This is a genomic window from Gimesia alba, assembly GCF_007744675.1.
GTDB classification, from domain to species: Bacteria; Planctomycetota; Planctomycetia; order Planctomycetales; family Planctomycetaceae; genus Gimesia; species Gimesia alba.
This window is the reverse complement of the sequence record NZ_CP036269.1, coordinates 6,628,577-6,652,924: the sequence shown is the minus strand read 5'-3', so window position 1 is coordinate 6,652,924 and position 24,348 is coordinate 6,628,577. Positions and strand designations below refer to the sequence as shown.

25 protein-coding genes are annotated in these 24,348 nt (G+C 48.3%); 17 read left to right on the top strand and 8 right to left on the bottom strand.

From position 1 onward, the window contains the following. The first annotated feature begins 10 nt into the window (after window positions 1-10). From Pan241w_RS24775 to Pan241w_RS24750, 6 genes are all read left to right on the top strand, one after another. Complete coding sequence (locus Pan241w_RS24775; protein ID WP_145221057.1) at window positions 11-913, top strand: MotA/TolQ/ExbB proton channel family protein; 903 nt, start codon at window positions 11-13, stop codon at window positions 911-913. A gap of 72 nt (window positions 914-985) precedes the next feature. Further along, window positions 986-1,456 carry an ExbD/TolR family protein gene (locus tag Pan241w_RS24770; protein ID WP_145221054.1) on the top strand — a complete coding sequence of 157 codons (471 nt, stop codon included), beginning with the start codon at window positions 986-988 and terminating at the stop codon, window positions 1,454-1,456. 61 nt (window positions 1,457-1,517) lie between these two features. Continuing rightward, window positions 1,518-2,030, top strand: coding sequence for an ExbD/TolR family protein (locus Pan241w_RS24765; RefSeq protein WP_145221052.1), 513 nt, complete (start codon window positions 1,518-1,520; stop codon window positions 2,028-2,030). 858 nt (window positions 2,031-2,888) lie between these two features. Beyond that, a complete protein-coding gene (locus tag Pan241w_RS24760) occupies window positions 2,889-3,908 on the top strand; it encodes a PIN/TRAM domain-containing protein (protein ID WP_145221050.1) in 1,020 nt (339 codons plus the stop codon). Between the two features lie 39 nt (window positions 3,909-3,947). Continuing rightward, window positions 3,948-4,361 carry a (deoxy)nucleoside triphosphate pyrophosphohydrolase gene (locus Pan241w_RS24755; protein WP_145221048.1) on the top strand — a complete coding sequence of 138 codons (414 nt, stop codon included), beginning with the start codon at window positions 3,948-3,950 and terminating at the stop codon, window positions 4,359-4,361. A 168-nt stretch (window positions 4,362-4,529) separates the two neighbouring features. Beyond that, window positions 4,530-5,591 (top strand): GNAT family N-acetyltransferase, encoded by a 1,062-nt coding sequence (locus tag Pan241w_RS24750; RefSeq protein WP_145221045.1) that lies wholly within the window; start codon window positions 4,530-4,532, stop codon window positions 5,589-5,591. 31 nt (window positions 5,592-5,622) lie between these two features. Here Pan241w_RS24750 and Pan241w_RS24745 read toward each other — a convergent pair whose 3' ends face one another. Together Pan241w_RS24745 and Pan241w_RS24740 are read right to left on the bottom strand one after the other, a co-directional pair. Continuing rightward, on the bottom strand, window positions 5,623-6,018 hold the full coding sequence (locus Pan241w_RS24745) for an outer membrane protein assembly factor BamB family protein (RefSeq protein ID WP_145221042.1): 396 nt from the start codon (window positions 6,016-6,018) through the stop codon (window positions 5,623-5,625). Window positions 6,019-6,040: 22 nt separating this feature from the next. Then, window positions 6,041-7,489 (bottom strand): tetratricopeptide repeat protein, encoded by a 1,449-nt coding sequence (locus Pan241w_RS24740; RefSeq protein ID WP_145221039.1) that lies wholly within the window; start codon window positions 7,487-7,489, stop codon window positions 6,041-6,043. A 204-nt stretch (window positions 7,490-7,693) separates the two neighbouring features. Between Pan241w_RS24740 and ispG the strand changes: the two genes are divergently transcribed. After that, window positions 7,694-8,839, top strand: a complete 1,146-nt coding sequence (ispG, locus tag Pan241w_RS24735; protein WP_145221036.1) for a (E)-4-hydroxy-3-methylbut-2-enyl-diphosphate synthase — start codon at window positions 7,694-7,696, stop codon at window positions 8,837-8,839. Window positions 8,840-8,910: 71 nt separating this feature from the next. Next, entirely contained in the window at window positions 8,911-10,470 is a 1,560-nt protein-coding gene (gene zwf, locus Pan241w_RS24730; protein ID WP_145221033.1) for a glucose-6-phosphate dehydrogenase, read from the top strand. Between the two features lie 28 nt (window positions 10,471-10,498). Here the strand turns inward: zwf and Pan241w_RS24725 are convergent, their stop codons facing one another. The 3 genes from Pan241w_RS24725 to Pan241w_RS24715 form a co-directional block, all read right to left on the bottom strand. After that, entirely contained in the window at window positions 10,499-10,906 is a 408-nt protein-coding gene (locus tag Pan241w_RS24725; protein WP_145221030.1) for a VanZ family protein, read from the bottom strand. A gap of 68 nt (window positions 10,907-10,974) precedes the next feature. Further along, on the bottom strand, window positions 10,975-12,237 hold the full coding sequence (locus Pan241w_RS24720; protein ID WP_145221027.1) for a pyridoxal phosphate-dependent aminotransferase: 1,263 nt from the start codon (window positions 12,235-12,237) through the stop codon (window positions 10,975-10,977). Window positions 12,238-12,350: 113 nt separating this feature from the next. Then, window positions 12,351-13,037, bottom strand: coding sequence for a hypothetical protein (locus tag Pan241w_RS24715; RefSeq protein ID WP_232107267.1), 687 nt, complete (start codon window positions 13,035-13,037; stop codon window positions 12,351-12,353). A 159-nt stretch (window positions 13,038-13,196) separates the two neighbouring features. Here Pan241w_RS24715 and Pan241w_RS24710 point away from each other — a divergent pair, with 159 nt between their 5' ends. Continuing rightward, entirely contained in the window at window positions 13,197-13,802 is a 606-nt protein-coding gene (locus Pan241w_RS24710; protein ID WP_145221021.1) for a methylated-DNA--[protein]-cysteine S-methyltransferase, read from the top strand. 53 nt (window positions 13,803-13,855) lie between these two features. Here Pan241w_RS24710 and Pan241w_RS24705 read toward each other — a convergent pair whose 3' ends face one another. Further along, window positions 13,856-14,719, bottom strand: a complete 864-nt coding sequence (locus Pan241w_RS24705; protein WP_145221019.1) for a hypothetical protein — start codon at window positions 14,717-14,719, stop codon at window positions 13,856-13,858. A 367-nt stretch (window positions 14,720-15,086) separates the two neighbouring features. Here Pan241w_RS24705 and Pan241w_RS24700 point away from each other — a divergent pair, with 367 nt between their 5' ends. Beyond that, window positions 15,087-15,983, top strand: a complete 897-nt coding sequence (locus Pan241w_RS24700; RefSeq protein ID WP_145221016.1) for a YHS domain-containing protein — start codon at window positions 15,087-15,089, stop codon at window positions 15,981-15,983. A 129-nt stretch (window positions 15,984-16,112) separates the two neighbouring features. Here the strand turns inward: Pan241w_RS24700 and Pan241w_RS24695 are convergent, their stop codons facing one another. Next, window positions 16,113-16,925: a DUF255 domain-containing protein gene (locus Pan241w_RS24695; RefSeq protein WP_145221013.1), complete on the bottom strand. Its 813-nt coding sequence runs from the start codon at window positions 16,923-16,925 to the stop codon at window positions 16,113-16,115. A gap of 230 nt (window positions 16,926-17,155) precedes the next feature. Beyond that, on the bottom strand, window positions 17,156-18,001 hold the full coding sequence (locus Pan241w_RS24690) for a DUF547 domain-containing protein (protein ID WP_145221010.1): 846 nt from the start codon (window positions 17,999-18,001) through the stop codon (window positions 17,156-17,158). A gap of 332 nt (window positions 18,002-18,333) precedes the next feature. On the opposite strand from Pan241w_RS24690, the gene Pan241w_RS24685 reads away from it, so the two are divergent. From Pan241w_RS24685 to recO, 7 genes are all read left to right on the top strand, one after another. After that, on the top strand, window positions 18,334-18,849 hold the full coding sequence (locus Pan241w_RS24685; protein WP_145221007.1) for a hypothetical protein: 516 nt from the start codon (window positions 18,334-18,336) through the stop codon (window positions 18,847-18,849). Window positions 18,850-18,987: 138 nt separating this feature from the next. Further along, complete coding sequence (bufB, locus tag Pan241w_RS24680; RefSeq protein ID WP_145221005.1) at window positions 18,988-19,917, top strand: MNIO family bufferin maturase; 930 nt, start codon at window positions 18,988-18,990, stop codon at window positions 19,915-19,917. Further along, window positions 19,914-20,804, top strand: coding sequence for an HvfC/BufC N-terminal domain-containing protein (locus tag Pan241w_RS24675; RefSeq protein WP_145221003.1), 891 nt, complete (start codon window positions 19,914-19,916; stop codon window positions 20,802-20,804). The genes bufB and Pan241w_RS24675 overlap by 4 nt, the downstream gene beginning before the upstream one ends. A 392-nt stretch (window positions 20,805-21,196) precedes the next feature. Next, on the top strand, window positions 21,197-21,931 hold the full coding sequence (locus Pan241w_RS24670) for a peptidoglycan recognition protein family protein (protein WP_232107266.1): 735 nt from the start codon (window positions 21,197-21,199) through the stop codon (window positions 21,929-21,931). A gap of 62 nt (window positions 21,932-21,993) precedes the next feature. After that, on the top strand, window positions 21,994-22,770 hold the full coding sequence (locus Pan241w_RS24665; protein ID WP_145221000.1) for an alpha/beta hydrolase: 777 nt from the start codon (window positions 21,994-21,996) through the stop codon (window positions 22,768-22,770). Between the two features lie 204 nt (window positions 22,771-22,974). Then, on the top strand, window positions 22,975-23,280 hold the full coding sequence (locus Pan241w_RS24660) for an MFS transporter (protein ID WP_145223504.1): 306 nt from the start codon (window positions 22,975-22,977) through the stop codon (window positions 23,278-23,280). Window positions 23,281-23,568: 288 nt separating this feature from the next. Next, on the top strand, window positions 23,569-24,315 hold the full coding sequence (gene recO, locus Pan241w_RS24655; RefSeq protein ID WP_145220998.1) for a DNA repair protein RecO: 747 nt from the start codon (window positions 23,569-23,571) through the stop codon (window positions 24,313-24,315). Window positions 24,316-24,348 lie beyond the last annotated feature (33 nt).

The window sequence follows — 24,348 nt, the reverse complement described above, 5'->3', positions numbered from 1 at the left end:
GACCACAACGATGATGATGGGGAATTCCTTGGAACGGAATCAGACTTCACTGGCTTATCGTAGCCTGAGCATATTATTACTTTGCGCAGTCGTGTTTACGCCACTTGGTTTGAATACAAACAGCTGGGCGTATCAGGATGAAGCTGCTGCACCTGCGACAGGCGAAGCACCGGCAGCGAGCGAGGCACCTCCCGCGGGAGAAGGCGAAGCGCCAGCTGGTGAAGCACCCGCAGGGGGAGATGCTCCGGCAGCAGCGCCTGCAGGTAATGGTGCTGCTCCGGCTGCAGCGTCGGAAAGCTTTCTGTCCTGGATGATTCGTGCTTCCGGTTTCTTTGGTCTGATTCTGCTTTTGCTTTCATTTTTGATGGTTGCTCTGATCATGGCCAACGTGCTCTCAATTCGTCGAGATAATCTGATGCCACCCGATCTGATTGGTGCCTTTGAAGAAAAGATCAATAACAAAGATTATCAAGGGGCTTTCGAGTTGGCAAAAAGCGATGATTCCTTTGTCGCGCGAGTTCTGGCAGCAGGTCTGAGTAAACTGAATCAAGGTTACGCAGAAGCCGTCGAAGGTATGCAGGAAGTCGGCGAAGATGAAAACATGGCCATGGAACACAAGCTGAGCTATCTGGCATTGATTGGCGCCATCGCTCCGATGATCGGGCTGATGGGTACTGTGTATGGTATGATTTTGAGCTTCCAGACCATTGCGAGTTCCGCAACATCTCCTAAGCCTTCAGAACTGGCGGATGGGATTTCCACCGCGTTGTTTACAACGCTGGAAGGTTTGACAGTCGCGATTCCTGCAATGATTTTCTACAGTCTGCTAAGAAATCGTGTTGCTCGTTTTTCACTGGAAGTTGGCATGATCAGCGAAAGTCTGATGAACCGATTCTCTTCGAGCGGCAAATAGCACAAGGAACGATCAAACTGTTTTATTCCTTCTGTTGGTTGGAGCGAAACTGTTTGAGGGGAGAGTATTTCAATGAAAATCAAATCTCAAAAGCCGGCAGTTGCTGACGTTGATATGACGCCGATGATTGACATCGTTTTTCAGCTAATTGCGTTTTTCATGGTGATTACCAACTTTGAGCAGATCCAGGCAGACGAACGTGTCAAGCTGCCTTCCGACTCTCTGGCAAAACCACCGGAAGTCAAGGCAGCCGACGAACTGGTTTTGAATATCGGTTTTGAACGCAACAAGGCGGGAGAAATAACCGATCCCCAGGCATATATTTTTTATACCGGTGAAAGAATTCCGGTATTAAAGTTCGGGCCCAAGTTTGAGCAGGAAGCACGTATTTACAAGCAGAAAAATCAGGATCCGAAAGATGTTCCTGTGATCTTAAGAGCTGATGCGCTCGTGAAAACAGGACAAATACAAGATCTGATTAAGATCGCTCAGGAAAGTGGTTTTACAAAGTTTGCCTTCAAGGCGACACAAAAGACGCAATAGCGACGATTTTTGAAACTTTCTGTCAACGTGACAGATTTCATTATTGCAGGATAGAATTCCTATGAAGTTACGTAGTTCCGGTCGAGAAGCAGAAAAGATCGAGCCTCAGATGGCGCCGATGATCGATGTGGTTTTTCAGCTTTTGATCTTCTTTATGTTGACGCTGAATATTGTGGAACCGGAAGGGGATTTCAATGTCAACATGCCGATCACAGACAATTCGGATGCTTCTCAAGACCCTGATATTTTTCCAGATATTAAAGTCCGTCTGGTTGCCAATGAAGATGGTTCACTGAATACGATTCGTCTGGGACAGGTAAATCTCGGAAACGGGCCGAATGTGTTTGCCGGCCTGAACAATGAGATATTGAAGATCATCGGAAAACCCGGTAATCCGATCACGAAAGATATGGAGGTTGAAATCGAAGCTGATTATAACCTGCATTATGAGTATACGTTGAAGGCCGTCAGTGCCTGTACCGGCCGGCTCGATTCCTCGGGTAAGCACATTATCCGTTACATCGAAAAGATCAAATTCGCGCCTCCCGTGGGGGGGCCAGCCGCTGGCAGTTAGAGCACGTTCCAATTCCCCCAAAAAGCTCACAGTTATGAAGAACTGTGAGCTTTTTTTATTGAATTTGACTTAGAAAAACTGGTTCGCTGAATGTGACATCAAGTACAACGGCTATCAAAGTAGTCCTATGTCTAGTTCCTCTGGGACAGAAGTGCTTGACTCTCAAGTTCAGGTTGGATTGTAGTGAAGCAAGTCTGGATCTGGACTCAGTATAAGCACTTATGACATGACACTCATTCCCGATTAAGTTCCAGAATCGGTTCTTACAGATTCCTTTTGAGTAGCGTGAGTAATTTGGTTTGGGTATAGTGAACGATGATCCTTTTGCTCACTTAGAGAAAAGGTTTGTAATAAAAGCTGAAAATTTCAAAGTTAATGTAACCGAGAAATGAATGCTGCAATGTGTTGTGTGTTTGGGAGATCACACAATGATTTTGTTGCATCGGTACCTGTGAACGAGACTGCCGTTGAGAAGTTTGTTTCAAAAATGAAGTTTTAGTGAAGGAATAGACGAGGTCCTGATCTGAATCGAAATTTCTCTATCGGGTTGAATTGTAAACGGGTTGAACAAAGTTGGTTCTGGAATGAGCAGAGTCTCATTCTTAGAGCTGTTCATCAGGTAAGCTGAATTCCATCGTTGAGATCAATTCGGATTAACCTGAGGCGCCGATATCAAAATCATTCCCAAACTCTCTGGATGTCTGACACCCCTTTCCGGAGAACAGGAATGTTTCTGGATCACGTTCGAGCCAAACCGCCGAATGTGAAAATCTGTTTTTAAGGTGAGTGTTAGCACAGTAGAGTCTTTGGGAACAAATAACTAGAAGTTTTTCTTAGACTTAAAGTGACTCATTTACAATGTTGTTAATCAGTATCCGAGTGCTCTACGCTTTTGTATGCGCAGGAGCCATCGCCACCTATGTTAGTTCCAACCCGCCCAGCCCCGTTGATCAGTACCCTCTGATTGCATTTGTCCTGTTGATGATTTTTACTCAGGGTGTGACCTGCCTGGATCTCCTCATCAGTCGCAAGCGCATCGAAGTCATGTCCGCCATTTATTTCGGGCTGTTAGTTGGCGTGCTCCTCAGTTATCTGTTGATCCAGGCGTTAACGCCTGTGATTTCGAAAACGCCTTGGGGAGAGGGAGTTGTGATGATTACCACACTCACCCTGCCCTACCTGTGTATTTCTTTTCTGCTGCAAACCAAAGATGATTTTCGGTTTATTGTGCCTTACGTTGAGTTTTCGCGTGAGTTGAAAGGGGGCCGTCCTCTGGTGCTTGATAGTAGTGCCCTCATCGATGGTCGAATTGCCGACGTTGTGGAAACCAAAATTCTGGATTCCGAGATGGTCGTTCCCGACTTCATCCTGAAAGAAGTCCAGGATATCGCTGACAGTAGTGATAAAGTCCGGCGTGTCCGCGGCCGTCGTGGTCTGGATATTCTGTCCACGTTACAGAATAATCCGAATGTTGACATTTCGATGTACGATGCGAAAGAGTCGGAAAAAGAAAAAGGTCTGACGGTTGACCAGCGTCTGGTGGTGGCCGCGAAGAAGCTCGGCGGTAAAGTGGTAACCAACGACTTCAATCTGAATAAGGTCGCCAGCGTTCAGGGAGTGGATGTGATCAATCTGAACGATGTGGCGAACTCGCTCAAACCACGTTATCTGCCTGGCGAACATATCCAGTTGAAAATCATCAAAGAGGGAGAATCGCAGGCGCAAGGTGTGGGCTATCTGGATGATGGCACGATGGTAGTTTGTGAACAGGCCAATCACCTTGTAGGCCGTGATGTTGACGCGGTTGTAACCAGTGTGCTCCAGAGTAGCGCGGGGCGGATGATTTTTGGTCGAGTCACAGATAGCCGACAACTTTGATCAGATCAGAACGTTCTCGGAATAAAACGGATTGCTGTGATGAATTCCCGGAAAACAAACCGAATCGGAATTGCCGTTGTCGAACATCAACGGCAATTCCTGATAGGTGTTCGCCCTGCAGGTGTCGCTCTGGCAGGCTTCCATGAATTTCCTGGAGGGAAATGTCAGCCAGAGGAGTCGACGGAAGCTTGTGCTGTCAGAGAGTGCAAGGAAGAGACCGGCCTGGAGGTCATTGCGATCAACGAATTACTCTATGAAGAGCATTCATATGATCATGCTGACGTGAAACTACATTTCTGGTTATGCCGACCAGCTCAGCTCCCGTCAGATCTCACGACCTGCAATCTGCAGGGTTTTCACTGGTTTCCTGTCGAATCTCTACCGGAACTACAGTTTCCGGAAGCCAACGCGAGACTCATTGATTTGCTCGTAAGTGCTTTCTCAGTCTCTTAATTACGACTGCCATTGCATCCCATTGCCTCTGGTTGTGCATGTGCTCGATCACTAATATCAGCCGACTTTGATTTAATTTGACTTCCGTTAGTCGTGGCCTAGACTTCATGAATGTTAAATTCGGCTTTTTTTCACTCCCGTCAGAATGTATGAACAGGTTCTTTCAACATGGGTTATTCAATCACTCAGGCGACCCCGAGTGACAATCAGGATGAACTACTATCTTTGATTAATCGGAATTTCAAGAAAACCGATTCTCATTGGTTCAACTGGTCTCATCAGCAAAATCCGTTTGGGGAGAACTATTGCTGGCTGGCAAGAGAGGATGAAGCCGGGCAACTGATCGGGTCTACCGGCCTGTTAACACGCCGCATGAATTATGACGGGCACCCTTTCGCTGTGGGGCAAGCCGAATCAATTAATATCGACAAAGAGCATCGGTCTGCTCAGGCCGCGTTAAAGTTGCAACGCGCTCTGATTTCACATTTACCAGAAACTGATTTCAATTTTGTATATGGCATGACCGATACGGCTTCAGCGATCTTCAAGCGTTGTCGCTATAAGGAAGTGGGCACATTCCAGCATTGGGTCAAGCCCATTCGTTGTGAGTACAAACTCAAAGAGCGAATCCGTTCTACCGTGTTACGAAAAAGTGCCTCCTCTGTCCTTGACCTGGCTTTACGTGCTTATTCACTTGAGTCGCGCACTTTTTTGTCTCACCGGAATATCGTGAATTTTGACGCACCCATCGACGATCGCTTTGAAACTCTGTTCAATGATAATTCCAAAGGCACCGTGATGGTCGAGCGGACGCGTGATTTTCTGGAATGGCGTTTTCGTCGTGAGCCCAGCACACGCTTTCATATAATGACCTTGGAAAATCGAGATCACGAACTATTGGGATACATGATTTATGTACTGGGGGAGACAGGTCGTAGCGGTGACTATGCGGCTGGTATTCAGGACTTTTTTTATCGAGATCTGAAATCACTGAAACAAATGCTGGCGGCGTTTTGCCACCACAGTCGACAGATCGGCTTGGAGTCGATTGTGATCAACTATTTCGGGCGGGAAGAGGTCTCCCGTCTCCTGTCACGGTTTGGGTTCTTTCAACGGCACTCAGAGACAAAAGTCTTTGTGTACGCCAATCCGAAATACCCGGATTTCAAACTGGATTCGATTATGGATCCGAATCGCTGGCACCTGACAAACGCCGAACTCCTCTCCTGAAGCAACTTAACTGCTTACCTGTCGGATGCTTCTATTGCGCTCCGTTGTCCTGTCTCCGCTGCTCGCGTGAGATGATCTCCGCTGCCGAAGCATTGTTGGTATGCAAGTCCGCGGTTGCCAGCGTGGGGATGCCATAGCCAAATCCTTTGAGTGCATTGAACCAGATTTGACGGCCCGTATAAGGATCCAGGCAATAAGTATAACCATCGATGGACGCAAATAACTGTTCGTCGTCGACCAGGATCGAGACATAATTCGAACGGCCTTTGGGGGCTTTCCAACTCCAGAGCAGCTTTCCCGTATCCCGATCCAGAGCAAGCACACGGGAATTAAAACTGACGAACAGGAAGTCGGTAATCAAGAGTTGATCCGATTCCTGAGGCCGACTGTCTGTGAAATTTGTATCGTCCAGAAACCCGCCGCTCATTCAAAGCTCCTTGAATCTCTGACTAATCAATGGGGCGAATCACTGGTTTTGCGGCTGTATTTTCTTTCTTCAGTTTCGCGGGGCCCAGAGAAGGATCAATGGCAACAGCGCGTTCAAAATCTTCCGCTGCCTTTTTCAGTTCACCTTTTTCTTTGAACGATTTCGACCGCATCAGATAGGCTTTTGCCACAATCGCATCAATGCGTTTAGCTCGCTCAAAATCACGCAGTGCGTGTTCCACATCGCCACGCTTCATGAATGCATCCCCACGAACCGAGTAGGCTTCAGGGTTCGGCTCAATATTAATCGCCCGGGAGCATTCCTGGATGCAGCGATCAAGTTTATTTTCGTCCAGATACAGCGCACCACGGATATAATAGCCGCGTCCGGTATCCTGAGTCAGTTCGACGATCTTTGCGTAATCCTTCATGGCAGTTTCACGCATCTCAGACTCCAGATAAAACTGAGCCCGTTCAAGAATCAATTCTGTGTCTTTCGGCGCTTTGGCAATCCGCTCGTTAATCGACGCCAGTTTTTGCAGCCAGACAATTTTTTCGGCATCCGCTTTGGCTTTTTTCGGTTCTTTCATTTTTTCGTAGGCGATCATCCGCTGGCGATAGAATTTCAATTTCTGCGGACTCAGTTCAATGGCTTTGGAAAAGTCCTCTGCTGCTTTGGCGTACTCCTCTTGTTTCAACCAGGCCAGGCCTCGGTTGTCATAAGCATTCAGGTATTTCGGATCCAGTTTGATGACCTGATTCAAGACCTCAAACGCTTTGTCGATTTCGTTAAGATTCATCAATGCAAATCCCAGATTGTTCATTGCATCAATGCTTTCGGGTTTGATTCTCAAAACCTGCTCAAAGTCGGCACGGGCCTCCTTCAGTTTTCCCGATGTCGCGAAGAGTAATCCCCGGTTATTGTATGCCTGATGGTCTTGGGGATTGAGTTCGATGGCTCGTGAAAAGTCCTGAACCGCCAATTGAGCGCCGCCCCGTGTCATGAAAAATAGCGCTCTCGTATAAAAATATTGCGCATTCTTCGGGCTCATTTCGATGGCTTTGGTTAAATCCACGATGGCATTCGCGTCTTGCTTCAGATCAGCCCAGACACTGCCGCGGTGAAAGTAGTATTTGGCTTCCTTGGGATTCAGTTTAATGGCAGCAGAAAAAGCCTTTGTCGAATCAGGCAGGTTACCTTGCTTGAGGAGTTTCATTCCCTGATCGAAGAATTCCTCTGCTTTTTTCAGAGTCGCTTCTGGTATGGGAGCCTGATTCAACGCGACCTGTGCGTTCACTTCAGATTGCGCGTTCTTTTTTTCTATCGTCTTAGACGCTTTTGCCTGATCTTGTTGGACAGCGGCTGCTGTTTGATTTGGTTTAACTTCTTTCTGCGAAGTTGTTTGCGCTTCGTTTCCACATCCGTTTAATACACAGAAACCGAGAAGCATCCCTGCAATCTGACGATTCATTTTTCTTCCACCTACTGTATGTACTCGCTAATTTTGCATAAAATGCATTAATTGCTCGAGGGCTTGTAAATCGACATCAAAATTCTGTCAATCCCAATTGACTTTTGACCATTTTTCATGAATGGACGTTAAGCCCGGTATCTCATACAATTCGTGAGCTTGAACGCAGAGATGAACTCAATTTATTCTAGAGGAACAAACAACTTGCAGTTACCACGAAATCCAACCAGAGAAGTGAAGATTGGTGCAGTTGTCATTGGGAACGCCCACCCGATCGCAGTCCAGAGTATGACAGCGACCAAAACCAGTAACATTGATGCGACTGTGGCCCAGATTCACTCGCTGGAGCGGGCTGGCGCCGATATCGTGCGAATTGCCGTCGATAATAAAAGGGAAGCAGCGGCACTGATAGAAATCCGTAAACAGACGAGCGTTCCTTTGACTGTCGACTTGCAGGAGAATTATCGGCTGGCAGAAGTCATCGCGCCTTATGTAAATAAGCTGAGATATAACCCCGGGCACCTGTACCATCACGAACCGGAAAAACCCTGGCAGGAGAAAGTTCGCTTCATTGCCGAAGTCGCTAAAGCCAATGATTGTGCGCTCCGGGTCGGTGTCAACTGCGGGTCGGTCGATCCGGCGAAACTGGAAAAGTATGATCCCAATGATTCGATTTCCCCCATGCTGGAAAGCGCCCTGGATCACTGTGAATTTCTGGAATCAATTGACTTCACCCGTTTTTGTGTTTCTCTTAAGGATTCCGATCCGGCGAAAGTGATTGAAGTCAATACCCGCTTTGCTGCGCAGCGTCCTGATATTCCACTTCATCTGGGTGTCACCGAAGCAGGCATGCCTCCTGATGGTGTGATCAAAACCAGAATGGCGTTCGAGCAATTGATCAGTAAAGGTATTGGGGATACGATTCGCGTTTCTCTGACAGTTCCCAATGATCGCAAGGGAGAGGAGATTGAAGCCGGACACACGATTCTGAATGATATTGCCGCCGGTCGCGTACGGACGGTTGTTGATTTTGACCAGAAAGGGTTGAACATCATCAGCTGTCCCAGTTGTTCGCGCGTCGAAAACGAAGTCTTTGTTGATCTGGCAGCTGATGTCAAGAAAATGACTGAATATGCCAAAGACCATAAAATTACGATTGCGGTCATGGGTTGTCGGGTGAATGGCCCGGGGGAGACCGATGATGCCGATCTTGGTCTCTGGTGTGGTCCCAATTATGTCAATCTGAAAAAAGGGAGCGAATCGCTGGGCCGTTACTCCTATGATGAAATATTGCCGCGGCTGAAAGGCGAACTGGATTCTCTGATCGAACAGCTGCCGACAAACGTCTAATCTCAGGCTATTTTAGAGCCACTTATTTACAGTTTTAGAGTGTCACTTTTTTAAGGCATGGATGTTAAGACATGGCCAACGCAAATTCTTCAATCGATCTGACTACGGCAACCATCCTGATTTTTGGAGCCTCAGGCGACTTAACGGCCCGCAAATTAATTCCTGCGTTGTATGATTTATGGAGTGAAGGGTTTCTGTCTGCCGACCTTCCGATCATTGGTCTCGCACGGCGTTCAAAAACGGACGAACAATTTCGTAACGAACAGCGCGATACGGTTGCGCAATTTACCCGTACCGGAACGGTGACCGATGAAAAATGGGCTACGTTTTCCAAACGGCTGTTTTATCGTGAAGTCGACATCACAGACGAAAGCGATCATGCGAAACTCAAAGATTCAATTGAAGCAGTAGAACGCGAAACCATTGGCGATATCATCACCAAACGGGTTGCCTATCTGGCGACAGCGCCCTCTTTATTTTATCCCGCGGTACAGGCATTGTCTCGGGCACAGATGGTGCCGCGTAATTCAGATGATGAGTGGTTGCGGGTTGTCATTGAAAAACCGTTTGGGCACGACCTGGAATCGGCGCAGCAGCTGAGCCAGCAGTTGAGTGAGCTGTTAACCGAAGACCAGATTTATCGCATTGATCATTATCTGGGGAAAGAAACGGTTCAGAATATTCTGTTATTCCGATTGAGCAATTCGATCTTTGAGCCGTTGCTGAATCGGAATCATGTTGATCACGTTCAGATTACAGTAGCTGAATCGCAGGGAATCGAACACGGGCGAGGTGGCTATTATGATCGTTCTGGCGCCCTGCGGGATGTGTTACAAAATCACGTACTGCAATTGTTGTGTCTGATCGCGATGGAACCTCCCGCCTTGTTCAGCGGAGAGGAAATCCGCGACGAGAAATTGAAAGTATTGAAAACACTGGCACCCGGGACGAAAGGCCCTGTGTCTGAATGGGCGGTTGCTGGCCAGTATACCGCCGGGCAATCATTTGGGCAGGCGGTTCCCGGCTACAGAGAAGAAGAGAGAGTGCCCCCCGACTCCACACGGGAAACTTTTGTGGCGATGGAAGTCATGGTAGAGAACTGGCGTTGGGAAGGTGTGCCGTTTTATCTGCGGACAGGTAAACGCATGCCCGAGCGCGTGAGCGAGATCGCCATTCAGTTTAAGCATCCACCAATGAATCTGTTTACGACCGTCGAATGCGATGGCGATATCTGTTCGCTGGTGGAACGTAAACCGAACGAATTGATTTTCCGGATCCAGCCCAAAGAGTCGATTTCCATGAAGTTCTCAACGAAACGGCCCGGTATGCAATATCAGATCCAGCCGGTGACGATGGATTTTGCGTTTGAGGATGCCTACCATAAAAGTCTGCCTGAAGCGTACGAGCGGTTGCTGATGGATGTTTTGCGTGGCGATTCGACTCTATTTACTCGAAGCGATGAACTGGAAGCAGCCTGGAAGTTTGTCACACCAGTATTGGATGCATGGGAAAAAGCAGATCATACACCCGAGCCGTATTATGCGGGAACCTGGGGACCCGCGGGAGCCGCGGCATTACTGAATAAGTCAAATCGACGCTGGCGTACACCTGCGACCAGTAAAAAAGAGTAATGGAGAGCGGCACGAAGCTTTGTCGACTTTATGGCTTCTCATCATGCTTCTTAAACTTCCGCACAAGATGCTGAAGTGGCTTGTGAACCAGCAGGTAGAGTGTAATCCCCAGCAGACCACCCAGCGTGTCGGCCACCCAGTCATCGAGACTGGGTTCACGTTGTAACACGGGGATTCCCTGCAGTAGCTCATCCAATATACCAAACAGGCTGACCCCAACAAAGACGGCGAGCAGCCGTTTGAGAGTCAGCTTGTCCCATCGGAGAGAGAGCCACCAGGTCAGCAGAAAGGAAAGCCCCGCGTAAGCAATAAAATGCAGAGGCACATCAGTGCCCTGCGGGAGCGTTCCCTTTTTCAGTGGGATGTGAGTCGCAGTAAACAGTAGAACCCAATATAGAATGAGTCCCGTGCGGATCAGTGTCTGATAACGATTCATAACATCCCTGAAATTCCGTTTCCCTCTATTCCTGACTCGTCTGAAAAGCGAACGGATTACGTATTGGCTTAAACCGGGTAAGGTGCTTCCAGTCGGGTCGCCGGGTGTGACTCCAGATAACTGGCAATGCGGTCTTTACGCGAAATTGCTTCCGGAATAAAGTCGATCGCCTGTTCCAGGCGGTCATTGGGTTCTGCACAACTGAAGCGTAAGAATCCGTGGCCTGCGTCACCAAAACACTCACCACCCAGGCAGGCGATGCCAAACTTATCGTCGGCCCCTTCCAACAGATACAGGGCCAAGCCATGACTGGTGATGCCGAGTTCGTTGCAGACGGGCGCTACGTTGACAAACACGTAAAACGTGGCGTGGGGATCAAGGGCATGGAAGTTCTCGATCTGATTCAATTTGTTCGTTAGCAGAACCACTTTTTCGCGGAACTTCAGCATGACTTCATCGCGTTCTTTCGAATCGTTATTGAGCGCAGCCGCACCAGCTAACTGAACCAGAGGAGGCGTACAGGAAAGCGTGGTGTTTACCATTTTCCCAATCGAAGTTGCGACTTCTTCTGATGCCACACAGAAGCCCAGACGCCAGCCACTCATGCTGTAGGATTTACTGAAGGTGTAAGCGGACACACATTGATCTATCATTCCCGGTTGTGCAAGAATCGAATGGTGTTTTCCCTGCCAGACCATATGGCAGTAGGGTTCATCGCTGAAGACAGCAATATTTTTCCCGCGAATCAAGTCGGCGATGGCTTTCAGCTCGGACTCGGCAATGACCCCTCCCGTAGGATTGTGGGGCGAGTTCAGAAAGATTGCTTTCGGAGAGGGATCTTCTGCCAGGAATTTTTCGATGTCAGCCAGGTTCGGGCTGAAATTGTTTTCCTGTTTGAGATCGGAAAGCACCATGCGTGCGCCGCGGCGTTCGATGTTGGGTAGATAGGTCGGGAAATAGGGACTGAAAACCAGTACGCCATCACCGGGGTTCAAAAAGGCTTCGCAGAAGAACTGCTCGAATACTTTGGCGCCCGGACCGACGACAATGTTTTCGGGTTTTGCGTCGACCTGAAATTCACGCGAGACAAAGTCGGCAGCCGCTTTACGGAACTCGGGAATTCCCGGGGATGCACAGTAGTGCGACTGATTATTCTGAATGGCTTCAATACCAGTAGATTTTGCGGAAGCAGTACTGTCAAACGGACTGTCTCCCACTTCGAGCTCAACAACATCTTTGCCTTCCGCTTTGAGTTGTTTGGCTACGGCCAGGACGCTGAATGCTGTTTCGACGGTAAGAGACTGAGCGAAATCGCTTAATGGTAAAGCCACGAAGGAATCCCCTTTGAGATTGAAGTTTTCTGGATGCACACTCGATGTAAACTACTTTATAAGGGCGTTCTGGTTTTGGAAACTGGACCAGCCCTCTTTCTCTAAAACACTCTTTATTTCGTTGAAATAGCCTGTGCCAGCGGCCGCAGGACTTGATCAATGACATAATCTTTCATCAGCTGATTTGATTTTGCCTTCAGATCCAGCATGGTATCTTCGAGTTTGGTGTCGGCGGAAAGACTGCCATACTGTCTCAATGTGAAGAACACAGAAATTTGCTCATCCGGATAATCGTCGCGTCGGACCTGATAGGCGTTGGTGCGCGTTTCAATTTGCAATCGCGCCTGGCAACGACAGGAATCGTCCAGACTGAGTGTAATCGATGGTTCATAATTCAACGCCTGGGAGCCGGGAATCTGCAGCAGACTGTCGATGGCCTGATTCGCTCCCAGTGCTTCGGCGACCAGCGCATCGTGATTGCCGCGATAGGAAAAATCGAAGCCGACAATATAATCCAAAGCCTCACAGTCCAGCGGACTGACGGAGAGCATGTAGGGCACCAGTTCCAGCATTAGTTGATGTTGGGACAGACAGTCGTCCGGATCCTTGGGATTTAAATACCCACTGCAGACGCGCTGTGATTCGAGTGACATCCAGCGCTGTTGTCCGACCTCTTCTTTGTCTTCTTCCAGAATGAAACCACTTTCTCCACGGTTATAAAAGTTCCGCATGCTGGGAAACGATTTTTGTACCCGTTCAAAAAAATTCAGAACCGTATCCCGTGAGGATGGCAGTGTCATTTCTGTACATAAATTGAGATTAATAAAATAATCGTCAGACAACATACTGTATTCGTGCATATTCGCTCTATTATCTTGTAACCTGGTCTCAACAAATCCTAAAATGGATTGCCGTATATTTTCGTTTTGAGTCGAGTCCATTCTATCGGAGAGTTTCAGATGGGTCAAAGAACTGTCACTGTTCCCAAAACGATTATGGGTACGGAACATAAAGCCACTTCGGGTGACATTCCCACGGCAAAATTGTCTGTTTTTTCCACAGAGATCGGCTGGTGTGGATTATTGGGCACTGACAACAGGGTCGAACGGCTCAGCATGGGGCACCCGTCTCAGGGCGATGTGCTGCAAACGGTCCAGCGACTCTATTTAGAAGACCATGCCGAAGTCGCGGATGAAATCGAAGAAGCGAACTGGTATCCGGAGTTACGCGCGCGGCTGCAGAACTATTTTCAAGGAGCTATTGTCGACTTCCGGGACGTGGAGTTGAATCTCCCGCGATTGACTGCATTTCAGAGTCGAGTGATCGGTGCTCTGAAACAGATCGGATACGGAGAGCTGATTACCTATGGCGAACTGGCCGCCAAGGCGGGCGCGCCACGCGCTGCGCGTGCTGTGGGGACAGTGATGTCGTCGAATCGTATTCCCGTGTTGATTCCCTGTCATCGTGTGATAGCCTCTGGAGGCAAGCTAGGTGGATTCTCAGCACCACAAGGGACTTCACTCAAGCAGCATCTATTGACAATGGAATCCCAGACGCAGCTGTAACAAATGGAGTAGAATGCGTTCAGCGTCATCACGACTGCTAATTGATTCGTTCATCAGGCAGATTTGCGCGATGCCGCTTCAGGAACTGAAGCGCTGGTTTGTGGCGGACGTGAAGTGGTTTGTCGTTTTTTCTGCGATTCCTGTTGTTCCAGCATGGCTTGTTCAAATAGGAATATTCGCTGGCCCAGTCGATCAATGCGGCGGCTCACCGAAGTCGAAGTATGTTCCATGCCGGCGGAGACGAGAGTAATGACTCCCAGAAACAGCAGCATCTGGCCGGCGGTACTGATCAGCCAGCCTGTGGATGCATAGTTTGCAGGCCCACCATAATATCCCCACAGAACGAGTGTCGTTCCAATGGTCAGAACGGCGACACCACCATAGGCCATTAGCTGACCAACCAGTCCCAGCCAGTTCGGACTCTGATCATCTTCTTCAATCAGATCCTGAATATCTCGATACTCTGAATGAAGTTGAGGAACGCGTGGCGGTTGATAAGCAACCGACTCTTCATTTTCCAGAGAATCGTGATGCATTGTTTCCTCAGCTGGATCAGAGGATTGCTCGTAACTATCAACGGGTATGGACTCGGGAGTTGGTAGAGGAGGCTCAATGTGCTGTTCAACCTGTGGTTCCACAGACGGTTGTGGAGCTGGCTTCGGATACTGTTTTTCCGGTTGATCAAATAGAGATGTCGCTACCTGGGGCCGGGTTTCAGATTTCGAGAGCGGTCCATACGGGTCCAAAACATCGTGATTCGACCAGCGGGCCAGCAATTCGCGGGCTTCTTTGGTCTTGTCACTCATTCGCGCAGCAGACGTGGTTCCCAGATCATTACCACAGATTGCGCAATGAATCCGTTTTGAGTCTGTAGAAACTTCTGCAGCCACTTCGGACTGGCAACTTGTGCACCACATAAGGCACCTGATTTTTTATAACTGGAGAGTAAGAGAGGACTTGAGAAATGTCTGTAAGTCTTTTTGTTTTGGAGAGAGCTCTGATTATCAATACTTGGCCAATTGATGCAATACCGGTTTATCGGAGGTTGTCTCACGCCCAGGAGCAACCGAAGTCTGAACTCTGATTGAGAGAAGAAATCGAAAAAAGAGTACGACTGTGAAATACACCACAGATTGAACCCAGTACTCCAGTCATACTTGGTCTGTGACAAATGAGAAACGAACTGGAATTGAGCAACCCGCTATCAGTTCGATTTTTTTTAGTCATGCAAACAAAACGGCCCCAACCCCAAACCGTAGAACCCAAGTTTTTCAGGAGAAGTCGATGAAGTTAACCCGATTCGTAAAGACCGCCGCCTTGCTGGCATCCCTTGCTTTATTCAGTCAGGGTCTTGAAGCCAAAGAAAATCAGAAGTCGAAAGAGGCCCCTGTTGCGCTCAATGGTCATTGTGCCGTCTGTCTGGTGAAAGGTCAGAAAGTCGTCAAAGGGACTGCAGAACATTCCGTTGTTTATGACGGTCAGACCTATCTGTTCCCTTCAGAGGAAATCAAAGATGTGTTTACTGCCAACCCGGCAAAGTATGCTCCCGCGTTGAACGGTGATTGCTCTGTCTGTTTTGCTCATCATGACGGCGTCCGGAATCCCGGCAAGATTGATCACGTGAGTTTTTATCAGGGACGGGTATTCCTCTTCCCGAATCCCCAGATCAAATCTATTTTTGATCGATCGCCACAGAAATATGCCGACGTCGATCTGGCGTGCGACGGGAAATGTATTGTGTGCAAAGTCGATGGTGGAAAAGACGTTCCTGGTAAGCCGGAATTCACAGCGATTTACAAAGGTATGCGTTACCAGTTTCCCAGTGCAGCTGTGATGCAGAAATTTCAGTCCAATCCTGCTAAATACGTCGGCAAAAAAGCGGGAGCTCAAAGCACAAGCAGTACGACTGCTCCTGCCTCTCAACTGGTTTCTATCAAAGGAACAACGGGTTGCGCTGCTTGTGAGTATGGAGTGCATCCCAAAAAAGATCCGAACACGTTAGGGCTGGCTGTGAAAAGTGATGACGGCAAGATCTATGTCATCGAAGGCGCCCATGATTCACACCCCGATCTTTACAAGCAGCGTTTCGAGAGTCTGAAAATCAGCGTGAAAGGGAAGCAAATTGCACAAAAAGGCAAATTTGTCTGGCTTGAACCGCAGTCGATTGAAAAGGTTCAATAGGGCCTGCAAAAAAATCAGCCTGATACGTTGAACGCATCAGGCTGATTGATCGATTCCTCAGATTGCACCTGGCAGCAGTTTTGTTCCTCTCCCTTCCAACCTAAGTTGAGGAATGCTGTCAGGTGTTTGTTATTTTTGCAGTAGATAGTAGGATGGGTTAGACGAGAACCGATCCCGCTCTGCGGCAGAAGAGAAGAAGACCAGTTTTTCCCGATAGACGCCGCCTGCATGTGGATCGCCTTCCACAGATTGATTTTGATCCAGCTTGGAAACACGACACTGCCCTTCAAAGGCAGGCCAATAGCGATCCGGGTTGGAGTCGAATTGCTGTTTGTGTTCCATAGAGGCAAAGCAGATTTTACGCCCTTTGTATTCAGATGAAATTTTTGGCTGTCCTTCGACCAGCTCTTGCTCGTCCAGCATGCTGACCAGACAAATCCCTTTGAAGGCAAATTCCGTCGTCACCTTTTTTTCGCTCATCTTTTTGATGGGTTGCTTAGAACGAGGTGATGCTTCCTGTTCGTGAGTTGCCAGGCAGATTTTATTGAGATGCCCTTCCATTTCCGGAGCAGCGACATAGCCTGAAATCTTTTTTACGATCTTCAGTTGCGGAGTGATAATCGCAGTGGTGGGTAACCCGGCAACGCCGATGGCTTCGACGAGCTCAGCATTCTGATCGGCGTCGACACGAATTGGAATGAAGCAGGAATTGACGTGTTTGATAACTTTTGGATCTTTGTAAGTCTCTTTTTCCATCTTATGGCAAAACCCACACCAAGTCGCCCCAATTTGAATCAGCATAGCCTTATTTTCAGCCCGAGCCTGTTGGGCGGCCTGTTTTAAATTGGTCTGCCAATGGATTTCTTCTCCCTGAACATGTGAGGAGATTGTTTGAATGAAAATCAAACTGATTGAAAAAACAATAAACTGTTTGGCACGCATAATAGTCCCTTATGAAATTGACCCAAAAGTCTTACACGCTTTACATATCGGTTAGTTTTGATGCTATGTTCAGTTTGCAGGAATATTCTGGTTCATATTTTTGTAATTGATTTGAGGTTTGGAACGGTTAGGAAAAACAGCCGATGAATTACACCGACATAGATCTCCTAAGTCCCCCGCGTTGACGAAGAGGCAATGAAAATAGGTGGGAGGTATATCACTCTGCTGATTCAACGTGATGGTTGGTGATTCAACCCCCAGTTGTAGTCCAGATACTTCACGGTCACATTCGGAGTTATCAAAAAAGACCGTGATGCCTCTGGGGCAAATTTAGCAATATAGTGAAGCTGTTCCGATTGCGTTGATCCGAAATCAGTCGCGAACCAGTCCAGAATTGAGCTGAGGTGTACAGTTCTTTGAGTTGGTTTGATCTGAAAATGTTTCTTTTGCTGAAAGAAATCAATCGCGTTAGCAGTCAATTGTGCATCAACTTTTTCCGTTGTATAGGCTTCGTTTCTCAGCTTTGGACAGCCGATGGAAGCACAGACAATTGCAAAATGAATACGGGGCTCATTCATCTTACGTAAAATTTCGTGTTCTATTTGGTTTAAAGAGTAATTTTTTCCGCCGACATTCAGGGGGAGATCGTCCCAGATGTTATATCCGAATACTTTCGCTGTATGATTTCGAATGCTGGTAGTGGGATAAACCTGCATGATTCCCTCTAGTGTGACTGCGTTGTAGGCATTGATCCAGAAAGCGAGCCGAGCCTGTTTCGGTGCTGTCGCACGTGGGTTGGCCCGACTGAGCAGCTTTAGATAATTCTGTAGAGCACGCCGATCTGTTTGAGATGCTTTCCACGCTTCATAATTAACCATGCCTTTCGTATCGACGTACTTTTTTAACAGTCGATCAAAGGTGCTGTGATCAACCTGTGACATCGAGATCTGTTGACTGGCAGGCCAGCGTTGCCCGATCGCTTCTGCAGCTTCCCCACGATGACTTTGAGGCATACTGAGCAACATGATTCCAAGTGCCCGCACGACTGACATTGAGAGCGATTTCAATCCTGACATGATTCCTGTGATCCTCCATGAATAAAGAATGTTGTTTGCGTCTGGATCAATTATCGAGCTTCTTGAAATTTGAATCTGTGAGTTAACGTACAACTCTTCTTGAGACCGTTGTGTTTCAGGAGCCCCTGTTTCGTAAACCCGGTAAAATCAAGTGAGTTAACAACCGCAAATTGCTGCAAAAAGCTATGGGAATTTTGGCTGAAATTGAGAATCCGCAGTTTAAATTCTGCTGGAAATGTGAGATAACTCACAGAACATAAGGGAATCTCTGTTTAGTCTCATGCTTAAATTTCACTTTCATCAATCCCCTAATCGAAACTCTGAGGTAATCCATGAAACGTCCCGATATCAATCGACGCGATTTTAACCGACTGACCATTGCAGCATTTGGCGGAATGGTGGCTGGTTCGATGACCGGTTGTCAAAAACCGGCCCCTCCGGCACCCAAGACTCCTGCTACCGATGCAGAAGCTGGCAGCTCGACCAAGGACGAGCATGATCATGCTGCAGATGAGACGACCGATAAGGATGTCAGCCTGCTGATGAAAGAGCCTCATGTCTGTCGTGGTCTCAATACCTGCAAAGGAACCTACGCCGGTGTGGAAAATGATTGTGCCGGTCTGGGGGCTTGTGCTACGGTGGCAGAACATGCCTGTGCCGGCTCGAATGAATGCAAAGGGCAAGGTGGCTGTGGTACAAACCCTGGCATGAACTCCTGCAAAGGAAAAGGGTCTTGCCACATTCCATTGATGGAAGACGCCTGGAAACTGGCCCGCGCCGAGTTCGAAAAAGCAATGGAGAAAGCAGGCAAAAAAGTAGGTCCTGCTCCCGCTGCCAAAAAGGAATAACCTTTGATCCAAGACAACCAAGACAGGCTCCTCTATCAACCCGTTTGATAAGGAGCCTGCTTTTTCATGTCAGCCAGAATGCAATATCCCTGTGATCTTCCGGTAACCAGTTGGTTCTCAGGGTAGGAGTTATCACTAATGTTGAAACCACGTCTCGGACATGAAAATCTGGGTTTGGGAGTGGGTCTGCGAACCGTACACTTCTCTCACATTCTGGAACACGAGCCTGAAGTGGACTGGTTTGAAATTATTTCAGAGAACTTCATGGACTCCGCCGGCCGGCCCCGGAATGTGCTGGAGCAGATTGCCGAACGCTATCCGATCGTGATGCACGGCGTTTCTCTGTCGATTGGCAGCACCGACCCGCTGAACCGCGACTACCTGCAGAAGCTGAAAACACTGGCCGAGTCGGTCAACGCGCGCTGGGTTTCCGACCATGTCTGCTGGACTGGAGTGGCGGGACGCAATACACACGATCTGTTACCCATCCCCTACAACGAAGATACACTGGCGCATATCGTCAAACGCATTCAGACTGTGCAGGAAATACTTGAGCGACCCCTCGTTCTGGAAAATCCGAGCAGTTATCTCGAATTCCAGGATTCTACGATGAGCGAGTCTGAATTCGTCTGCCGCATGGCGGAAAAAGCGGATTGCGGGTTGCTGCTGGATGTGAATAACGTGTATGTCTCCAGCGTGAATCACGAATTTGATCCTGTAGAATACATCGAAGCCATTCCCGCTGAACGTGTTGTGCAGTGTCATCTGGCGGGGCACACGAACTGTGGGACACACTTAATTGATACACATAACGGACGGGTAATCGATCCCGTCTGGAACCTGTTTCAGTTAATGCACCAGCGAACCGGCGGTGTCTCAACTCTGCTGGAGTGGGACGCAGATATCCCGCCGTTTCCTGTCGTACACCAGGAAGTTCTGAAAGCACAAAAATATATGGATGAGCATTTGCCGGCTGGGGAACCGGTCATTTCAGAAGACGTAGTCGCTGATACTTCTACAACAGCGATTCCTCACCCTGCTTCATTTATAACGGCTGAATTCGAATGAACCATCAATCACGAGATCTGGAACAGATTCAGCATTGGATGCAAACCGTGATCAGCTGGCCTGGCGGCGTCGAAGCCGGCATTGCTTCGGAGGCAGCACAAAGCAGGATTCCGCTGGACATCGATGCGTTGGAAACTGTGATTACTCGTTCCAGTCAACTGACAAGTCTGGAACGAGTCGGAATCTATGCCAACGCTTACTATGCCCGTCTTCTTGAATGTTTGAGCGAGGAGTATCCCGCTTTGGTGACAGCGATGGGGGCACAGGCCTTCGGTGTATTTTGCATGGAGTATCTGCAGGAATCTCCTTCTACCAGTTATACACTCGGAGAGTTGGGAGCCCGGTTTCCAAAGTTTTTAAGAGAGCACAAGCCTGCCGTGGAAGCAGGAGAGGATGGAGCCAACTGGACTGATTTTTTGATTGATCTCGCCACGCTGGAGCGCGTTTACAGCGAAGTCTTCGATGGTCCCGGCATCGAACAGGAAACACTACTGACACCAGAGACCTTAAATTCCATCGCGCCGGAAGACTGGCCTGGGCTGACGCTCAAGATGGCGCCCTGTTTCCGATTGCTGCAGTTTCAATTTCCCGTCCACGAATTCATTACCAAAGTCAGAAACGGGGATACGCCAGCAATTCTCGCGCAGCAGACAACCTGTCTGGCAATTACACGCCGCAACTTTATCGTGCGCCGAGAAGCGGTGACCCCCGCAGAATATTTCCTGCTATCCCGGCTGCAGGAGGGATTGCAGGTTGGAGAAGCAATCATGGAAGTTTCCGAATCAGGCCTGATCGAACCGGACGAGTTAGGCCACCAGCTCCATCAGTGGTTCAAGCACTGGACCGCATCCGCCTTTTTTATTGATATTTGCCAGGAAGGTTCTTGATTTGAGTACCTGCTGACTCAAAAGCTCCTCTCTTGCGTGCTTTCACTCCTCGGCTCAAAGCGACTTCCAGATCAGTCGGATTTGAAAGTTCTCCTTTTTTCGCTCAAAATCGTGCCTGTTGCGTAAACTGGGGTAAACGGGGCGTGGGGGCAAAAAATACGTGCTGTATTTGACTCCGATTTCTACTTTTGCGGGCGATTGCAATTAGAATTATGGGGACTTTTCCGTATTGGTGACGGCATCGCTTAAACAGCCGACTCTCCCCGCATTGACACAAAATCGACTCGGAATTACAGTCCCGACTTAGAAATTATGGTTCACGGAATGGGTTTCGGTTTTTTACTTTTTCAAATGAGTTGATCAGTTGGTTGGCTGTCAGGGAGGGCAGCGATATGAAGGGCATCATAATGTGTTGTGTCGCGATGCTGCCGGCGATTGAGATTTCAGGATGTACCCAGCAGACATCTTTGCCTCCCGTTACGATTAATTCTCCCAGTCCGATGCCTGAATATCCGCCTGTGGCTGCGAAGCCTGTTCCTCCGGGGGCTCCCCTGTTTACGACTCCGCCAACCATTGCCATTGAACCGCAAAACCCTTGGAAACCTGAAGCAGAAGTACGTGACTGGGAATATATCGTGATTCATCATACCGCTTCTTCAAAAGGGAGTGTGGAGAGTATTCACGAACTACATAGCAAGAAAAAAGATAAATCCGGTAACTCGTGGCTTGGCATTGGTTATCACTTTGTCATCGGAAACGGTAATGGGATGCCTGATGGGGCGATCGAGTCCACATTCCGTTGGCGCGAACAGATGCACGGGGCACACGCTGGAAATAATAAATACAACCAGAAAGGGATTGGTGTTTGTCTGGTGGGTAATTTTGAAGAAGCTCCCCCTACGGAAGCGCAACTGGCGGCCGTCAAAAAGCTGGTCGGCGTGCTGAAAGCAGAATACAAAATTGCCGGTGAAAACGTACAAGGGCATCGCGATGTCAAAGCAACTGCCTGTCCTGGAAAATACTTTCCTATGAGCGAAGTGGCTGCCGCTGTAGACCTGCCTGTATTCGGGGCCACCTCCCCACAAACGACAGCACGGCCCGCCAAGATCGAATTGGCTCAGGAATAAACGACTGTTACTCCCCACATTTAAGACTTACCTCAGATTCAATCACTGAAAGTAAAACGACAATGGATTATACGCAGCGTCTTAAATGGATTGAAAATGGATTCAAAGCCGAAAGTCCCGGATTGCCTTCTTCCTTGCTCAAAGACAGAATGGCAGGGAATACAGATTCGTCTGAGTCTTTGGTCAAATTACCGCTGAAGCACATCGCCCTGTTTCGTCCGGAACATTATGAACCCGGGTATGCATATCCTCTTGTTATCTGGCTGCATCCTGATAGTGGTTCTGAGCAGGCTTTACATGAGATCATGCCGCAGATCAGCACACGAAACTATCTGGGACTTTCGTTTCGTGCCCCTGCCATCAACCCGAAAGCACCGGAAAAAGGCTATTATTGGCCCGACAGCCACCTGTTCGTGAAACAGTTTGCCGAACAGATCCAGCAGACCGTACAGGAGTTGTCCAAAGTACTCAATATTCATGAGCAACGGATCTATCTGGCAGGAACAGGCACGGGTTGCTCAGTCGCCACAAAACTATTGCTGCAGATGCCTCACTTTTTTGCGGGAGCCGCCCTGTTCAAGGGACGCTTCGGTAAAACCGACTTCCAGAACGTGACCAGTGCCAATTTGAGAAACAAACGCATTCTGCTGGACCATTCGCTGGAAAATGCGACAGATGGTCCCATCTCTGCTGCCTGGGTTGCACGAATGTGGCAAAGCACTGGCGGCCAGATTCAGTCGGTCAATTCATTGAATGCCGAGCTGAGTCAGGAATCTGAACAACTGGCGGCTCTGAATCGCTGGATTATGGAGGGGATCTCAACAGCGCGTCTCGTTTGAGAACTCTTTCTCGCAAAAAATACTGTACGCGTTCAGTACTAATTGCGACGATTAATCCGTTTATGCTGAAGTTTCCTGTTGTGACGCCCCTGATCAGGCCGATGAATTAAGTGGTATCCTGAATCTTTCAGAATGCATACGCTTACAGACAGTCCATGCTGGACTGATCGCTTAATTCTACCGACTGGCAAGGAGAGAACTATGATGGTGCGGCGTCTCATGCTCGCAGGGTTGTTCCTGTTTGTGGTTGGGTTGGCCACGTCTACTTTTTCGCCTTCCGATGCAATGGCGGCTGGTCGAGGACAACCTACTGACTGGAACCGATTTTACTATTATCCCTATGTGTATTATCCCCAGAACTTTCAGAGACCACAGGGGAGCTATGATAATCTCTATTACCGGTATCCGGAAAATATGAGAATTCCAGTCTACAATCAGGATTGGCACAACTTCTATCCCAGTGAGCGTCCCTACCACAAAGGGAATCACTTTAAACTTGACGTATTTTAAGATCACTCACACACTCTTGCTTCTAACAGAGTGTCTCCAATTGAGCGCAAGTTGCTCCTGAGCAACAAAAAAGCCTGCGAGCTGACTCGCAGGCTTTTTTAATTCCGCAGACTCAATCACGATTCATTCCCATTCGCCTTTTCAGAATGGCCGCTGATTCTCTAAAATCGAACGATCTAAGTTCACAGAACGTCTACAGTGCCTGTTTGACGGATCGGTCGTAGAGTCTCTTACTTCTCATTCCAGATCGAGTGAACAACGCAAATTTTATCTGGCAGCACCTGACTTATGTCCAATGAGAAAACGGAAGGTATCATTATTCGGCTCGCTGATTTCAGCGAGTCCAGCAAGGTCATTACCTGGTTTACGCGGGATTTTGGTAAAACTGCGAGTCTGGCGAAGGGCGCGAAACGGCTGAAAAGTGCCTTCGAGGCTGCTATTGACTTGCTGGCCACTTGTCGGATAGTCTTCATCCGAAAATCTTCCGGCGGGCTTGATATTTTAACTGAAGCCCAGCTCGTGAATCGTTTTCGCCCTTATCCTGGAAGTCTTTCTAACCTGTATGTGGGCTACTACATTGCCGAACTATTGGATGCTCTGACTGAGGAATATGATCCTCATCCAGAACTGTTCGACGCGGCGTATGCAGTATTACTCGAATTGCAGGAACATGATGATTTTCAGAAAGCGTTAATAAAATTTGAGTTAACCATGTTAGAAGAGATCGGCCAACTTCCTCAGTTCGAATACTGTGCCGGATGCAGTCAGGATTTAGGACAGTTGGAATCGTATCTTTATGACGCCAATAACGGCGGACTGTATTGCCAGCATTGTGAACAACAGCGACACGGAAATGTGCGTGTCTCTCGAGGGACAGTGGCGGTACTGCAAAAGCTGTTAGACGAAAATACACAACTATCCCAGCGATTGAACTTATCCCTTCAACAACAACGAGAGATTCGACAACTGCTGACCACAACCATGTCTCATATCTTGGGGCGCCGTCCTAAAATGGCACCCTACCTGCAACTATAAACACTTCATTTCCCTCAGGTGGAAGTCAGGGAT

Coding starts and splice junctions, on each gene's coding strand:
- Pan241w_RS24775 (WP_145221057.1), top strand. CDS start 11: ATGATGATGGGGAATTCCTTGGAACGGAATCAGACTTCACTGGCTTAT.
- Pan241w_RS24770 (WP_145221054.1), top strand. CDS start 986: ATGAAAATCAAATCTCAAAAGCCGGCAGTTGCTGACGTTGATATGACG.
- Pan241w_RS24765 (WP_145221052.1), top strand. CDS start 1,518: ATGAAGTTACGTAGTTCCGGTCGAGAAGCAGAAAAGATCGAGCCTCAG.
- Pan241w_RS24760 (WP_145221050.1), top strand. CDS start 2,889: ATGTTGTTAATCAGTATCCGAGTGCTCTACGCTTTTGTATGCGCAGGA.
- Pan241w_RS24755 (WP_145221048.1), top strand. CDS start 3,948: ATGAATTCCCGGAAAACAAACCGAATCGGAATTGCCGTTGTCGAACAT.
- Pan241w_RS24750 (WP_145221045.1), top strand. CDS start 4,530: ATGGGTTATTCAATCACTCAGGCGACCCCGAGTGACAATCAGGATGAA.
- Pan241w_RS24745 (WP_145221042.1), bottom strand. CDS start 6,018: ATGAGCGGCGGGTTTCTGGACGATACAAATTTCACAGACAGTCGGCCT.
- Pan241w_RS24740 (WP_145221039.1), bottom strand. CDS start 7,489: ATGAATCGTCAGATTGCAGGGATGCTTCTCGGTTTCTGTGTATTAAAC.
- zwf (WP_145221033.1), top strand. CDS start 8,911: ATGGCCAACGCAAATTCTTCAATCGATCTGACTACGGCAACCATCCTG.
- Pan241w_RS24725 (WP_145221030.1), bottom strand. CDS start 10,906: ATGAATCGTTATCAGACACTGATCCGCACGGGACTCATTCTATATTGG.
- Pan241w_RS24715 (WP_232107267.1), bottom strand. CDS start 13,037: ATGACACTGCCATCCTCACGGGATACGGTTCTGAATTTTTTTGAACGG.
- Pan241w_RS24710 (WP_145221021.1), top strand. CDS start 13,197: ATGGGTCAAAGAACTGTCACTGTTCCCAAAACGATTATGGGTACGGAA.
- Pan241w_RS24705 (WP_145221019.1), bottom strand. CDS start 14,719: ATGTGGTGCACAAGTTGCCAGTCCGAAGTGGCTGCAGAAGTTTCTACA.
- Pan241w_RS24700 (WP_145221016.1), top strand. CDS start 15,087: ATGAAGTTAACCCGATTCGTAAAGACCGCCGCCTTGCTGGCATCCCTT.
- Pan241w_RS24695 (WP_145221013.1), bottom strand. CDS start 16,925: ATGCGTGCCAAACAGTTTATTGTTTTTTCAATCAGTTTGATTTTCATT.
- Pan241w_RS24690 (WP_145221010.1), bottom strand. CDS start 18,001: ATGTCAGGATTGAAATCGCTCTCAATGTCAGTCGTGCGGGCACTTGGA.
- Pan241w_RS24685 (WP_145221007.1), top strand. CDS start 18,334: ATGAAACGTCCCGATATCAATCGACGCGATTTTAACCGACTGACCATT.
- bufB (WP_145221005.1), top strand. CDS start 18,988: ATGTTGAAACCACGTCTCGGACATGAAAATCTGGGTTTGGGAGTGGGT.
- Pan241w_RS24675 (WP_145221003.1), top strand. CDS start 19,914: ATGAACCATCAATCACGAGATCTGGAACAGATTCAGCATTGGATGCAA.
- Pan241w_RS24670 (WP_232107266.1), top strand. CDS start 21,197: ATGAAGGGCATCATAATGTGTTGTGTCGCGATGCTGCCGGCGATTGAG.
- Pan241w_RS24665 (WP_145221000.1), top strand. CDS start 21,994: ATGGATTATACGCAGCGTCTTAAATGGATTGAAAATGGATTCAAAGCC.
- Pan241w_RS24660 (WP_145223504.1), top strand. CDS start 22,975: ATGGTGCGGCGTCTCATGCTCGCAGGGTTGTTCCTGTTTGTGGTTGGG.
- recO (WP_145220998.1), top strand. CDS start 23,569: ATGTCCAATGAGAAAACGGAAGGTATCATTATTCGGCTCGCTGATTTC.